Here is a 12,935-nt window from a genome sequence, read left to right on the forward strand (position 1 = left end):
GATTATTCCGTCGATATCGAATTGATCGCACCAATGGCGGTCGCTGGATCGCCATTAACAAAGGCCATAGGTCCACAATCTTGCCGAATGTCTTCGGCAAATGACGTGAGATTTGCGGGACGTTTGCAAGGAGCAGTCTTTTCCTTTACCGTTCCGCAGCCGGCAACGCCGGCTGCGATGGCGGTGAAGATAAAAAACTTCAGGGAGATGTTAGCGATGTTATTTTGCACTGTACGTCAACACCTTCTTGGAATTGGAAATGTCGGTGAGGCGGCGCTGATTATCTGCCTGTAACGACGACACGGCACCGTTCATGACGCCGATCAGTTCATTGATGGTCAGCCCTGCTTGGACTTGCAGCTGCGTGTTCTGGTCGATGGAACCTTTAATGTCCTTTGCCTGACCGATACTCTGCCCGGCCCGTTCAAAAGCGCTTCGGCGCGTCGTTACCGCCTGTTGCGAACCATTTACGAGTGCGGCGACACCAAGCACAGTGTTGACCATCTGTTCATAGGACTTGTCTCCGCTGAAGCTGCTATTTGCTTGTCCCGACAAGTTCTTAACGAGCTGAAGCCCGTTGATGAAAGTGGATGCCACTTTGGCGATGTCACCGCCCATGCTACCAAAATTTGGCACTCCGCCGGACATAAGGCTGTCAAAAGAGGGCATTGACGATACGCTGAAGCCATTTCCGACGGCCAGGTTTTGCATCTGGTTGGCATCGCCGCCGCGATCACCGGTAACGGCCTTCAATGTCTCCTCGACCGTTGTCAGGATTTCCTTGTTTGTCCCGAGGATTTTGTCAGTCGTGACGGAGGTTTGTTTTGCCACTTCATAATTGGCAGCGTCGATAACTGGGACACCGCCTGCATAAGCCGCCATGGGAGCGAACGATGCTAGAGCCACGGCAATCGCTGACGCCGAAATGATCAGTCGTTTCATGATTATCTCCCTTATTGAGGATCGAGGTTCAGTTTGATGTTCGCCTCGCGTTCACGCTGTTGAACGCAAGCTTTTTCTTCCGGATTCCATTCGAGGCCGGTGCGGGGATCGCAGACGCCGGTCGTTTCTCGCGGCTTGTCGTCTTTCTTCTTGAACGAAGCCGATTGGGATGCGCCCGAAATGCCGCTTGCTGAAACTGCATTACGGCTGTTGAGCAGGTCGGCCATTGAATTGCCGAGGACAATCATCTGGTTGACCATTTCAAGGTTCGCATTTCGTGCGCCGGCGTTGTGATCCCAACTGTCTTGAATTGTGCCGGACTGCATATCGCCGAGCTGCGTGAGCCATGAGGCGACGTTGGCGGTACTTTCCTGGGTTGCCTGCGTCGTGGCCATCGAATTGATGGTCGAATCCCGCATACCGGAATATGCTGTATCGCCGCCGCCGTAGTTGATAGGCAGGTCCTTTGACCCGCCGAACGCCGGTGTCCATTTCTGCGTGATATTCCGGACGTACCCCTGCGTTTCCTTGAACGGTGGAATTCCGCCGTATTTTTTAACGTTGCTAGCGCCAGCATTGTACGCTGCAAGGGCGAGGTTGGCGTTGCCGTTGAAACGCTTGAGTTGCTGTTTAAGATAACGAGCACCGCCGCGGAGGTTCTGTTCAATGTTGTGCGGATCTACGCCCAACTCTTTTGCGGTATCAGGCATCAATTGACCCAAACCGATTGCCCCCACACCCGATTTCGCGCATGGATTAAAGCGGCTTTCCTGATAAACGAGCCCTAGAAATAGATTTTCGTCTACACCCTCTTCGCGTGCCACTCGTTTGACCAAGCCGGAAATTTCCGGATTGGCTTTGGCGGCTGCAACGGGATCATCCTTGCGCCCCGGACGATAGACAGCGCAGGTCACACTTTTGTTGAGCGAAAACCGGTCTTTATCCGTCTTCTCGATCTCGGACGTTTTTTGATCACGAACCGTTCTTTCGGACAAATTCGACCCGTCAATGACAGGAACGCCACCAGCCAATGCTGACAAAGGCATGGTCGCTGACGCCAAAAATATGCATAGAGCAGTTTTCTTATGCATCATTCCTCTCCCATCCGCAGAATTCAGCCAACCAGTTTTCAGGCTCATCGCCATATCGTTCCCGCAGCGCAGCACATTCTTCGACGGTCTCTTTTCGACCCGACAGCACTTTGACGAGATCAGGCATTTTCGAGAGATCGAGACGGGCAATGACTGAGTCATTCCCGTGCTTGACGAGAAACGTGCGCTTTTCAGGCGGGGTGTTTTTGATGAAATTGAATTCTTTAACGCTCAATCCAAAGCGTTTGATGTAGCTCTCTTCGTCAGCGCGCGGGTTCGGGAAATGAATATTCGTGGCCGATTGCTCAATAAGGGTGTGAGACGCCTTAGCTTTGGAAATATCCGCTGCCGATTGTGTTCCGAAGCCTACAATGCCGTTGAGCTTACGGATGGTTTTCATCTTATCGATGATGAAATGACTAAACGTTTCATCCATAAGCAGCTGCCAGCCTTCGTCCATGAAGAACATGACAGGATCGCCGTTCAGAAGCTCATCGAGACGGTGATAAAGGTACATCAGTGCGGGGGTTCGGATATCCTCGTTGCCGAGGATGCTGGTCATATCGAAACCGAAGACACTACGCCCGGAGAATGACAGCACATCGTGCTGCGCATTGAACAGCCATGCTTTTTCGCCGTCGATCCAAGGACGCAACCTTGACGCCAGGTCGTTCGCATCTGCTCGCGATCTGCCTACCAAGAGGCCCGAAAGGTTTGGTAAGTTGCGCTGAGCTGCCGGCTCTTCCATGATACGGGCAATTGCCCGTTCCAGCGTGTCTGCGTCCTCCTGGCTGAAGTCGCGTTGATCGCTAGATCGCAACATTGATTTCAAAAGGCGAAGCAGAAAATCACGATTAGGGCCGGAGTTTTCCAACTGAAGCGGATTGAAACCAGTCGGTGTTCCCGGTGAGAGAACTTCGTAAGCTCCCCCCATGGCACGCACGAAAATCTCGGCACCTCTATCCTTGTCAAAGAAGACTGCTTTAGGGGTAGGACTGATGCGCATCGCCTGCGCCAGCAAGAATGTCAGGGCGACGGTCTTACCGGAGCCAGTCGGGCCAGTGACAAGGAAGTGACCAATATCGCGACGATGAAAGTTGAACCAGTATGGGGTTTGCGAGGTGGTCTCTAGTATCGTGATCGGTAGACCCCAATGAAGATTGTCCGATTGACCGGTCGCGAAATTGTGCATCGATGACAGGCCGGAGAAATTTGCCGAAGACAGCATGGCCTTTCGCGCACGATAGCTATGGTTACCGGGCAATTGTGCCCAGAAGGACGCCTCAAGGTTCACATCCTCGCGCAGCCAGTTGATGTTCATGTCGGTCAGGCAGCTACCAAGCTCGGAAACTGCTTTGCTCAAACCTTCAAGGTCGCGAGACAGGCAAAGCAAAGAGAAATGGTGAATGCCAAAAACAGCCTCCTGATTCATGAGACTGTTAAGCGCGAAGTCGATATCGCTTTCGACTGCACTTCCGGACTCATCCGACGCGGCAATCTGGCGCTGAAGCCGGGTGATACGCTCCTGCGCAATGGGTTTGTCGGAAATAGTGAAGCTTTGTGTCAGGATGAACTCATGATTCACCTGCAGCAGTCCATCCAGCATTCCGGGACCGGTGTATGGCGGATATTCTTTGATAGAGAGCATCGCGCCATAACGATTGTCCTCATCGGTGGCGGCTTGCGTTTGCATCGCTCGCTTACCGAAATGTAGGCGTGACGTTCCGACGTAATTTCGAATTCCCATCCGGGGAAGGCGCATTTTGCGCGGCACGCCGCAGGTCAGAATGGTGTTTATGAACTCGCACGGTTCGGAATATGGCTCTCCATCGCGATAGGTTATACCGAGCTCGCGCGCGCCATATTTCTGCAGCTCGCGCGTCATGTTGGAAACGAGCTCTTCGAGTTCGGTCACTGTTTCACGCGTTTGCTGATCTCGAACCTCAGCGCCTCCAGAACGGGTAAATGCACGACTTACTATGTCGCTGAGGCCGAGGGCGCCACGCATATTAGTCCGCACGATCGAGAGATAAATTTCATTGGCGAACATGCGCTTATGGCGTAACTGGCTCATATAGCGGTTATTCAGCTGTTCGCAGAACGCATCATCGAATGCGTCGCCGATTTCGGAGTCAACCTGTCTGCGTATTATTGTCGACCAGACAGAAAAGCGGCTCGATCCAAGCGCTCGAATGATCGTATTCTGAACATTCGAGCGCATATTGAGTTCGGCTTGATCTTCGGTTTGGAAAAAGAGGCCGTCGAGTTTGATGACCGACAAGAGTGCGCCGTTTTCCAAGCCGATCACTGTATCCGATATATGCCTCAGATATGGGATATGCGAAGCCATAGGCCGCTCATTACGAGCGACCTTGCCAAATCCGAGTTCTTCTCTGACGACTTTCAACATTAGCTAAGGTCCGTACGAATTTGTTCCCCAGAAGGACTTGTTGCGTGTGCGAGGCGTTTTGCGCGCGGTGACTTCAAGCACATCGAGAATTTTGTTGTCCCAAGCGCAAAGGGAGAACAGAACCGCATAGCTGATCGGGGCCAGGAGCAGGGTCCAGAACGACTTGCTGACCAGCCATGCTATGATTGTGATGCCGATAACGACGACGACTGCCATATACGGGACACCCCACATGGTGGGAGATCGGGTTAACCCGATTACCAACGGTGTCAGCTGCGGCTTTACATCCTCGTACTCAGCCATCGCTAGTTTCCAACCGTGCTAATCAGCTCGTCGACGATTGATGGAGCACCGAAAACAAGACCGATTCCGAGGATCACACCGCCCGCAAGAAACCAAGACAGTCGGCCAGCAAATGCAAGGAAACCGAGCGCCATAACAGCGATGATTGCAAACAGACGACCAATAGGGCCGCTAATGAAATCAACGATAGCTTGAAATACTGTCTGAACCGGCGCGAAGGCACCACCAACGCCACCTGACTGTGCAAACGCCAAATCCGCCCCGACAATTTGCGCGGCAGCCAGCAAACCAAGGCAGACTGCCAGCTTTGAAGCGCTGATATGCCAAACCTTGTTCTGTTCGTTGATCATCCTTCTCTCCTTTAAAAATGCATCACGCCACCAACGAAGGTGCCGGTTTTCTTGACTGCAATGACCCCGGATTGAGTTTCGCTCGCCATGACCGGCGAGGATCTCCGCCCACCACCAACGAGCTTCTTTTTCGGCGCTGGCATGGTTACGCCAAGCTGGTAATTGACGACCTTTGCGACGTATCCGACGGTTTCCTTGAACGGCGGAACGCCACCGTACTCATAGATGCGGCCTTCGCCTGCGTTATAGGCAGCGGCAACAAGCAGGGGGTTTTGGAACTCGTCCAAAAGCACCCGGAGATACTTAACGCCGCCTTCAATATTTGACGCCGGATCACAGACGTCGCGGACGCCGAAGCGCTCAGCGGTTCCCGGCATGAGCTGCATCGGCCCGCGTGCGCCTTTGTCTGAATTGCGTGAACGATCGAACTGGCTTTCTGCCCAGGTAATGGCGGTAGCAAACAGAGCGTCGACTTGATGCCGGCGAGCAGCCTGTTCGACCAGAGTTTTGATTTCCTCTGGTGTTAGCGGGGAGGGGCCGCATTCAGGAGTGGATACAGCGGCCTGCTTAGTAGAAACCAAATCACCTAAACGGGCAGATTCATCCTGAAGTGAGATAGCCGGATTGGTAATATCAGCGATAGAGCCAGTGGCTATAACGGTGCTGTATACATTGCCAATATGGTTATTCGCATCAGTGTCGTTTCCACTTTTATCTTCCGCGGAAACGATGCCATCAGAACCCACGACAAATTCTTTGCCTTCGCTTGTCCAGCGCCGGTTGAATACGGTCAAATCCGAGCGTGATCCGGATGCGTTGTGAGTTGCGGCCTCGGCGTCGCCATCTTGCGCGAAAGGCGCAATTGCGCCTCTTTCTTCTGCGCAAGTGGCGGCAATCCCGAACGGGATGAACAATGTGGCGCTTAACAATAGCGCTTTGATTGAAAGCCTCTCCATTCTAGCCCTTTAGCTCCTGTCGCAGACCTCACATGCGCTGTTGAGGTTGCAGCGAAAACCGATTAAGTTCATAATAGAATGATACCGATTTGGCTAAGTGATACATGCTTTTTCGCAAATCATAAACCCCCTATGAACAGGGAAAACGAATAAGCAAGACGGTAAGGGCTAGAGAATGAAGAGAACCATCGCAATCGCAATGAGTAGTTGTATGTTGGCAACAGCCGCAATCGCCGCGCCTGCAATCAACAAGGACTACATCAAGTCGCTGGCATCGCCGGGGAAGACCGTGCTTGTCATTGAGTATTATGACGGCGACGGAAAAGTTACGGCTCGGAAGGGGTTTGCATCCGCCTCGGGCTATAAGGCAACTTCACCGACCGAATTTCGGGTTGATGATAAGACCCTTCTGAATCTGTACGGGCTAGAAGCCTGCAAAGGCGAAATGGTCAATCGCAAGGATGATTTTGCTGGTTCTTGCACTGACTACGCCAAGCAACAGCTGCAGATCATGTTGCAGTCGCCGAAGGTTCTCTTTTGTCGGGCATTTGTAAGTGAAGAGAGCGCACCCAAACAAAATGTGACGTGCTACGGCTATTACAATTACCCCGGGAGCCTGGACACGGTTGATATGCTCGAAGAGCAATTGCTCTCTCTTGGCGCGCTCCGCATTGCGAAATCGAAAGATGGGAAGCTAGAGCGTCCCGATCTGGAGAACGCGCAGAAGATTGGAGAAGACGGCTCCTATGGTATGTGGGCCGATCCGCGGGTGAAGGCCCAATGAAGCCAGCCCTATTATCGCTCTGCATGGTCCTTTTATCGACGACGGCTTTTGCAGCCCGGGAGGGATATTTCGACCTCCAGCCGGGCGTTACTTTGGAAACTGGCGATACGTGGGTTTCAGAAGGCCAGCGCTATCGCCTCTATGGTGTTCAGTCATGCCTTCGAGGAACTGCTTTCACTGATACGACCGGAAACAAGAAGGACTGCGGTGAGGCGTCGCTTGCCGTATTCGCCGCTTATATCAAAGACACCAAACCGGTGTGCGCTCCCGTAGCACAAACTGCCGATACTTCTTATGTCATTTGCTACGCCACAATCGGCGGAAATCGCCTTGATTTAGCGACGGTGTTGATTACGAGCGGCTATGCCTTTGCCGCGCTGAAGGCTGACGGGCTTCCCTACTATCCAGCATACGCAGTGGCCGAACAGGAAGCTCGTGAGAAGCGGGCAGGCCTCTGGCAATTCGAAGACGTTCAGCATCCTGCCATCCTGTTGAGCAAATCGGCAAACGAACGGACGAGGAATGCCCAACAATGAAATATCTGATCGTAGCAATCTCATTTGCCCTTGCATCGACACCAGCATTCGCAGCTGATGCTATTAAACGCGCGCCAGCTGCCAGCGTACCGGTTCAGCCTAGCCAGCCGGCACCGCTTCCAATCTTCAAGGGTCGTGTCGCGGTTATTGATGGTCGGACCCTCTGGTTTCCCACTTATGCCCAACGAGTTCGGCTCGCGGATATTGACGCGTGCGAATTGCCTCAATGGGCGCTTGATCCGACATGGACGAACAGGGACGTCACGAAAGCACCGCCGCCTGTACCCTGTGGCCCCTTTGCCAAAGCTTGGCTCAAAAGAACGATCGGGGCGTCCGCGGTCTCCTGCGGTGTCGTCGGCTATGATGCTGAAGGCATGGCACGAGCAAGATGCACATCACGGGGACGCGACCTAGCTCTCGAAATGCTTCGCGTGGGTTGGGCGAGGGTGGATGCACCCTACCTCAGCCCCCCTCAATATCTAGGCTATCAGCGTGCCGCCATGTCGGCGCGATATGGCATGTGGGCGACCTATGTTCTGGATATGAATGAGTGGCGGCGCAAGGCCGCCGACAAAACGCTCGATCGTCAGCCAATCGCGGATTTCAACCTGCTCGTAGATCGCAAAAGCGAGATCTCTCCTACGTTTGCCGACGCGCGCAGAAAACCAAGAAGGACAGACCGATAGTTGGCGGTGATCGCTCATATTGCGCAAAATTTCGCGCGCGATCCCATGGCCTGCTTGTTGCTGGCCATCTTGCTATCGTTTTTGCTTTTCATCCCGTCGTCGAAAATCTGGTGGGTCCACGGCATAATCGCGGCCCTTTTCCTCACCATATCGCTGTTTTTCCACGAACAACGGCAAATGTCGTTCGATGCGTTCTTGATCGGCGTCTTTGCCTATCCAGCGGTATGCCGCGACATACCAAATCAGCTCTTGGTCTATCGAGTTGGAATTTACTGGTTTTCTGCGTTCACACTTATCGCCCTATGCAGCTACGCGGCCGGAGATCTCATCACACGGTCCCCTTTCCACGCCCGAGACATGTTGCCTACCGGGTTGGTTTCAACCGCTACAATATGAGGATGACCTGAAATGAAGCAGCTTCTGTTTGCACTCGCTGGCCTAGGCACTATCGCCGGGACGCCATCCGCTGCAATTGCGCAAGACACGGGAGGCACGCCATCTTGGGGTTGCCAGGTTCTTTTGTGCGCAGCATCCTCAAACCCTTCGTGGCATGGCGTCCCTTATTGTGTCCCGCCAATGACCAAACTGATCAAGGCCATGGCAAAACCGGGTTTCTCATGGCCCATTTGCCACGAGGCAAAGTCTGGCAAACCCGGATATCAGCCTTACGAGGATTGTCCATCTGGTTTCAAGGAAGCCAGCAATATGAGTGATCGCGGCGCAATGCTGTCGAACCGCTGCGAAAAGACAATCAACACCTGCACCAACAAGATCAGGGAACAGAACAAAGAACTTCAGCAATACAAGGATGTTCAATATCGAGACATTGGCAACTCGGATCGCGGAAATAGTTGTCGAAAGGTCGTCTCCATTGCTCGGCCTATGCGAAAAGACCCTTACTTTTTTGACATTCCCGATTATCAAGGTCTTAAGGGGCGCTATTGGTTCAACCTGAAACTTTAAGGAGCTCTAATGAATCAGAACGCACTTCTCGCACTGGCTGCTAGTGCGGCATCGCAGTCGGTGCGGGCGGTACTTGGTTCGCAGTCTCCAACTCTACGAGCAACGCAAAAGCACTGGCTAAGGCCGACATAGTTGCGGCCATCAACGCCGACCCGATACTTTGTCCCGTTCCAGATGAGCCAGTGTCGAGCGCTAAACTCGATGTACCAACTCAAGCTGAAGCACTGATTGCCGTGAGGAAACTGGAAGATAAAAATCCGCTTTTGTGGGATAGGAGTGAACTTGAAAAGCTTTCCGTCTCACTAGCGAATTGTTGGCCTGTTGACGGTGCCAATGGCATGGTCGAATGCGTTACCAACGTCAAAAAAAATTCGTCAGCGCAAGCTATTGCGAGGACGGTTGGATTTGCCAAGGATCAATCATCTGGCGAATGGATTGCGACAGACCGCAAATAATGAAGCCCGCGAGCGGGCTTCCATCTCAGTTAGATATTTTCGACACTCTTCAAAACTGTGGCCACTTCGTTTTTCGCGAGGGTTAGCCGTCCTGAGATAATTGAGGCTGCGAGATAGACCAGTTTGCCGATTGCGTCATCTACATCTTGCGGCTCATAATCAACGATCCGGCGCGGGTCGTCAGCCAAAGACGATAGTTCCAGCAGTCGTTTCGTCGGGCCAGCGTTACATTCTGGAACGCCGCCGTTTTCGTTGTCCCAACTTATCGCATTCCCAATTGCATCCATAATGGCCTCCGAAAGTCATTTTCAGAAGATGGGTTAAGCTCATAAGTGCAATTCTCAAAACTGACGCATAGTTGATAGCAGCAAGAAGCATACTCATTAGAAGATCGGGTACTTCTTACTGTACGATGCTCAGTTTCTTACCTCCATGCACCAATTTCTGTCGAAACAGCCATCCCAAAATCTAAATGATAAAAACGTTGATTAAGGTATCTTGCACGCTAGGATACGAAACGAAACGAAGCGAAACGCAACGAAATTTGAGCCGGTAAGAGATTGATAAAAAACGGAAAGTTTTTTTTCGTTCCACCAAAAGATGGGAGCGATTTCAAGGAATTGTTCAAGCGTATTGCCGCTGAGGGCGCAGGTCGCCCGCTCGGCAGCGACGGCGCTCGCACTGGTCCCTGGACGCCGGAGCTACTTGCGGAGGCCATAACGCTTGTCGATCCCAAGCGCGTCGGCGTTGATCTACGGACTGTACAGCTCTGGTTTCAGGAGAATGAGAAAGGCATAAGCACTACCAACATCGGTTTGCTGGCGAGAGTTCTAAGCTGCGGTAACTCGGCTGCCAGAAGTGAATGGATTATGGAGCTTAGCGCGGCTCAGTCCCGTTTGGTGGCGAAAAGACGCGAGATGAAGAGGGCCGAAAGTGTTGGGCCATCGGAGCCAGACCGGGGGGCAGCTCGAATAGCAAGATCGGATTCCGTACGCGATGACGATGGCAAGCGATGGAACCTAGCCAGACAGTCTGAGAAGCTTTTCAGCGAAGGTTCTCCCCTGAATCTGTCTGCTTCTGTTTTTGCCGGAATGTCCGCCCTTGGATTCCTTTCGTTCATCATAGGCATTCACAACGTTAAGTTCACCCGATCCGATGGCGTCATCAAGCAGGTCGGCTTCCTTTGGGCGGCGAACTGGACATTAGTGTTCATGGTATTCCTCCCGCTCTTCCTGGCATTTGTTTTTGAACTGGTGAATTCGTGGAAGCACGAAAAACGGAGGGGGCTTGTCGATGGCGCAATCGAGGACAGCGACAGCGCATGGAAGCGAATTATTGATGCTTCATCCGGTTCATTCTGGGCAGTGTTCCTAATATGCTTATTATTTGCGGGTGTTTTCCAGTGGATTGGCGTCTGTTTGATGCCTCTCATCAAAGGCGGAGGTAATTACGCGATCGATTGGGGCACAGTCGCGATAGTCCGGCCTGAAATCGTAACGATACCTGTTGCGATCTTTTTCACGGCGCTCGCCTACCTCTATATGTGCCTATCGTTTTATCTTTTTTTCGCCGGTCTTATTCTGCTTTATTCTGTGATCAATGACTTTTGGAAAATCCGCAGCGCGGCAAAATCACGGATCCTCTTGGACGCGGGCGATCTAAGCGATACCGGGTTTTGGGTTATGCTGTGGGTTTTCCGCTGCACACTCTTAGGTATGCTGATTGCTACCGTCATGAAGTTGCAAAGCTCTTATCTGGCGTCAAATGGCCGAAGCATCGTTGCATGGGTGATTAGCGACCTTTCATCGATCTTCTTCGAGCGAACAGATGTGCACAGTCGCATTAGCTATCGGATGCCGACACACTACAGCAGCCTACTCATCGCAATATCGACCTGTTTTGTTTTTCTATATGGTGTGACCCGTGCTGGATCTGGAAGTCATTTTAAAGTCGCACTCTGGAAAATGACCGCAGTTGTGGCGCTGCTTTTCGCAAGCTATTTGTCTATCGACGCGTTTTCCGGCTTTACGGTCCTGATGTTTGCCGGGCTCCTAATCGCTATTTACGGCTTATTTGATCCGGCCTTCGGGAGCGGGCGTGCGAGTGAGGTTAGCAATCAAAGTGTTTCATAATTGGTTTGATCGATGGGATGAGAAACGGGCGCGACGCGGAGAAGACGCTAAAAAAGTAACGGCCGTCACTCTTGATGCAGAGCTCGCGTTTCCCAGCGCTGTAAATATTTGCAATATCGATGAATTCTGCAAGCTCGGGGAACAGGCCGTCGCCACGCCATCGTTCTTCAGAGCGCCACTTAGCAACGATACTGAATTTGAGCGGGCAGGGGATTTCCTCAAATTTCCATCTGACATTTCGACAGACGTTGCGGAAAATAACGTGGTCTGGTCGAAGATTACCGATAGCGGCTCGCGGGACAAGGCACTGGTGATTTTTCACCATTGGAATGCCAGATCCCGTAATCGTCAGATCGCGAATTATTTCTCGAAAAGAGGCATCACGGTTGTTGAAATCGCTATGCCCTATCATTTTGAACGGAGCCGCCCGGGATCGGACTACGCCGATTATATGCTTAGCGCGAATTTAGGCCGAACGATCCAGTCACTACGGCAGGCCGTGTGGGATGGACAGAAGCTCATTCGTTGGCTGAAAAGCGAAGGATATCGAGAAATCTCCGTACTCGGAATGAGCCTCGGTTCATGGGTCGCAGGACTGGTCGCCGCACATGATACCAACGTTAGGAAAGCCTCGCTGTTCCTCACAGGCGGCAGTCTGGCCGAAATGGTCTGGACCGGGCGAGCAACGCGAGCCATACGCGAGAGCTTTGAGTCCACGATAGACCTGTCTCATCTGCGCAGGGCGTGGGCACCGCTCGATCTGGGGAATTATGTGTACAGTCTCGCTCGCCCTGATCTGGATATTCAGATTGTTTTGGCAAAAAGAGACAAGGTTATATTGACGGAGTTGTCATTTTCTCTGTTGGAGAGTCTGAATAATGCCGGCGCAAAACTGGATGTTTTGCAATTGAACTGTGGTCACTATTCACTGGCAATTCCGCCCTACATAATTTTCGCCGGAATTAATCTACAACGGTTTTTGTCGCAGTCGGGCAAATCAGATCTTCGGACATGACCTAACCTTTGTAAATATTCATCATCAAGGGCAGGGGGCTGGCCCTAATCAAGGGGATCAATTTCACCATTCTCTGAGGGGAATTAATGGTCAAACTGCCTTTGAAGGCCCTGCTTTGTACGAGCTGCGTTGTATTGGGAATGGCAGGTCAGGTTTCTGCCGGCGGACTGGAACGTGGCGGCTATAACATAGACCTTCTGTTTAATCCGGATCGGTTCGCCACGGAGGCGACCTCCATCTATGTCATGCCAAACAGGAAGCTAAATAACGTCAGAGATAGCAGTCCGTGGGACGGACCAGTCGGTGGGGGAC

At 52.3% G+C, this 12,935-nt stretch carries 16 protein-coding genes and 1 pseudogene; 9 read left to right on the plus strand and 8 right to left on the minus strand.

Annotated elements, in window-relative coordinates:
* Nucleotides 1-2 precede the first annotated feature (2 nt).
* The 7 genes from P8H26_RS16660 to P8H26_RS16690 are packed head-to-tail and all read right to left on the minus strand — an operon-like array spanning nt 3 to nt 6,052.
* The gene (locus P8H26_RS16660) at nt 3-230 is read right to left on the minus strand and encodes a hypothetical protein (protein ID WP_289634258.1); all 228 of its coding nucleotides are present in this window, start codon (nt 228-230) and stop codon (nt 3-5) included.
* Nucleotides 220-942 (minus strand): type IV secretion system protein, encoded by a 723-nt coding sequence (locus P8H26_RS16665; RefSeq protein ID WP_289634259.1) that lies wholly within the window; start codon nt 940-942, stop codon nt 220-222. The genes P8H26_RS16660 and P8H26_RS16665 overlap by 11 nt, the downstream gene beginning before the upstream one ends.
* Before the next feature lie 11 nt (nt 943-953).
* Nucleotides 954-2,033, minus strand: a complete 1,080-nt coding sequence (locus P8H26_RS16670) for a transglycosylase SLT domain-containing protein (protein WP_374708320.1) — start codon at nt 2,031-2,033, stop codon at nt 954-956.
* Nucleotides 2,026-4,443, minus strand: coding sequence for a VirB4 family type IV secretion/conjugal transfer ATPase (locus P8H26_RS16675; RefSeq protein ID WP_289634260.1), 2,418 nt, complete (start codon nt 4,441-4,443; stop codon nt 2,026-2,028). The genes P8H26_RS16670 and P8H26_RS16675 overlap by 8 nt, the downstream gene beginning before the upstream one ends.
* A gap of 3 nt (nt 4,444-4,446) precedes the next feature.
* A complete protein-coding gene (locus P8H26_RS16680) occupies nt 4,447-4,746 on the minus strand; it encodes a type IV secretion system protein VirB3 (protein WP_094544258.1) in 300 nt (99 codons plus the stop codon).
* A gap of 2 nt (nt 4,747-4,748) precedes the next feature.
* Nucleotides 4,749-5,096: a TrbC/VirB2 family protein gene (locus P8H26_RS16685; RefSeq protein WP_289634261.1), complete on the minus strand. Its 348-nt coding sequence runs from the start codon at nt 5,094-5,096 to the stop codon at nt 4,749-4,751.
* A gap of 11 nt (nt 5,097-5,107) precedes the next feature.
* Nucleotides 5,108-6,052: a lytic transglycosylase domain-containing protein gene (locus tag P8H26_RS16690; protein ID WP_289634262.1), complete on the minus strand. Its 945-nt coding sequence runs from the start codon at nt 6,050-6,052 to the stop codon at nt 5,108-5,110.
* 175 nt (nt 6,053-6,227) lie between these two features.
* Here P8H26_RS16690 and P8H26_RS16695 point away from each other — a divergent pair, with 175 nt between their 5' ends.
* The 6 genes from P8H26_RS16695 to P8H26_RS16720 all read left to right on the plus strand — a co-directional run bounded on the left by P8H26_RS16695 (nt 6,228) and on the right by P8H26_RS16720 (nt 9,476).
* Nucleotides 6,228-6,836: a hypothetical protein gene (locus P8H26_RS16695; protein ID WP_105529524.1), complete on the plus strand. Its 609-nt coding sequence runs from the start codon at nt 6,228-6,230 to the stop codon at nt 6,834-6,836.
* Nucleotides 6,833-7,372 (plus strand): thermonuclease family protein, encoded by a 540-nt coding sequence (locus P8H26_RS16700; protein WP_289634263.1) that lies wholly within the window; start codon nt 6,833-6,835, stop codon nt 7,370-7,372. Before P8H26_RS16695 ends, P8H26_RS16700 begins: the two co-directional genes overlap by 4 nt.
* Nucleotides 7,369-8,058: a thermonuclease family protein gene (locus P8H26_RS16705; RefSeq protein WP_289634264.1), complete on the plus strand. Its 690-nt coding sequence runs from the start codon at nt 7,369-7,371 to the stop codon at nt 8,056-8,058. Before P8H26_RS16700 ends, P8H26_RS16705 begins: the two co-directional genes overlap by 4 nt.
* A gap of 6 nt (nt 8,059-8,064) precedes the next feature.
* Nucleotides 8,065-8,454, plus strand: coding sequence for a hypothetical protein (locus P8H26_RS16710; protein WP_289634269.1), 390 nt, complete (start codon nt 8,065-8,067; stop codon nt 8,452-8,454).
* Nucleotides 8,455-8,466: 12 nt separating this feature from the next.
* Nucleotides 8,467-9,021, plus strand: coding sequence for a hypothetical protein (locus P8H26_RS16715; RefSeq protein ID WP_105529528.1), 555 nt, complete (start codon nt 8,467-8,469; stop codon nt 9,019-9,021).
* 182 nt (nt 9,022-9,203) lie between these two features.
* Nucleotides 9,204-9,476, plus strand: a complete 273-nt coding sequence (locus P8H26_RS16720; RefSeq protein ID WP_289634265.1) for a hypothetical protein — start codon at nt 9,204-9,206, stop codon at nt 9,474-9,476.
* Between the two features lie 29 nt (nt 9,477-9,505).
* Here P8H26_RS16720 and P8H26_RS16725 read toward each other — a convergent pair whose 3' ends face one another.
* On the minus strand, nt 9,506-9,763 hold the full coding sequence (locus tag P8H26_RS16725; protein ID WP_289634266.1) for a hypothetical protein: 258 nt from the start codon (nt 9,761-9,763) through the stop codon (nt 9,506-9,508).
* 273 nt (nt 9,764-10,036) lie between these two features.
* On the opposite strand from P8H26_RS16725, the gene P8H26_RS16730 reads away from it, so the two are divergent.
* The 3 genes and pseudogenes from P8H26_RS16730 to P8H26_RS16740 all read left to right on the plus strand — a co-directional run.
* The gene (locus tag P8H26_RS16730) at nt 10,037-11,608 is read left to right on the plus strand and encodes an RcgA family putative transporter (RefSeq protein WP_289634267.1); all 1,572 of its coding nucleotides are present in this window, start codon (nt 10,037-10,039) and stop codon (nt 11,606-11,608) included.
* A complete protein-coding gene (locus P8H26_RS16735) occupies nt 11,598-12,623 on the plus strand; it encodes an RcgR family putative quorum lactone hydrolase (protein WP_289634270.1) in 1,026 nt (341 codons plus the stop codon). Before P8H26_RS16730 ends, P8H26_RS16735 begins: the two co-directional genes overlap by 11 nt.
* Before the next feature lie 86 nt (nt 12,624-12,709).
* A pseudogene (locus P8H26_RS16740) lies at nt 12,710-12,935 on the plus strand (transporter); the annotation flags it as partial.

The sequence above is a fragment of the Pseudochrobactrum sp. sp1633 genome (assembly GCF_030376605.1).
Classification (GTDB): domain Bacteria; phylum Pseudomonadota; class Alphaproteobacteria; order Rhizobiales; family Rhizobiaceae; genus Pseudochrobactrum.

Bases quoted from the DNA above. Each gene is read 5' to 3' on its own strand.
- P8H26_RS16665 (WP_289634259.1), bottom strand. From the start codon at position 942: ATGAAACGACTGATCATTTCGGCGTCAGCGATTGCCGTGGCTCTAGCA.
- P8H26_RS16670 (WP_374708320.1), bottom strand. From the start codon at position 2,033: ATGCATAAGAAAACTGCTCTATGCATATTTTTGGCGTCAGCGACCATG.
- P8H26_RS16675 (WP_289634260.1), bottom strand. From the start codon at position 4,443: ATGTTGAAAGTCGTCAGAGAAGAACTCGGATTTGGCAAGGTCGCTCGT.
- P8H26_RS16680 (WP_094544258.1), bottom strand. From the start codon at position 4,746: ATGGCTGAGTACGAGGATGTAAAGCCGCAGCTGACACCGTTGGTAATC.
- P8H26_RS16685 (WP_289634261.1), bottom strand. From the start codon at position 5,096: ATGATCAACGAACAGAACAAGGTTTGGCATATCAGCGCTTCAAAGCTG.
- P8H26_RS16690 (WP_289634262.1), bottom strand. From the start codon at position 6,052: ATGGAGAGGCTTTCAATCAAAGCGCTATTGTTAAGCGCCACATTGTTC.
- P8H26_RS16695 (WP_105529524.1), top strand. From the start codon at position 6,228: ATGAAGAGAACCATCGCAATCGCAATGAGTAGTTGTATGTTGGCAACA.
- P8H26_RS16700 (WP_289634263.1), top strand. From the start codon at position 6,833: ATGAAGCCAGCCCTATTATCGCTCTGCATGGTCCTTTTATCGACGACG.
- P8H26_RS16705 (WP_289634264.1), top strand. From the start codon at position 7,369: ATGAAATATCTGATCGTAGCAATCTCATTTGCCCTTGCATCGACACCA.
- P8H26_RS16715 (WP_105529528.1), top strand. From the start codon at position 8,467: ATGAAGCAGCTTCTGTTTGCACTCGCTGGCCTAGGCACTATCGCCGGG.
- P8H26_RS16725 (WP_289634266.1), bottom strand. From the start codon at position 9,763: ATGGATGCAATTGGGAATGCGATAAGTTGGGACAACGAAAACGGCGGC.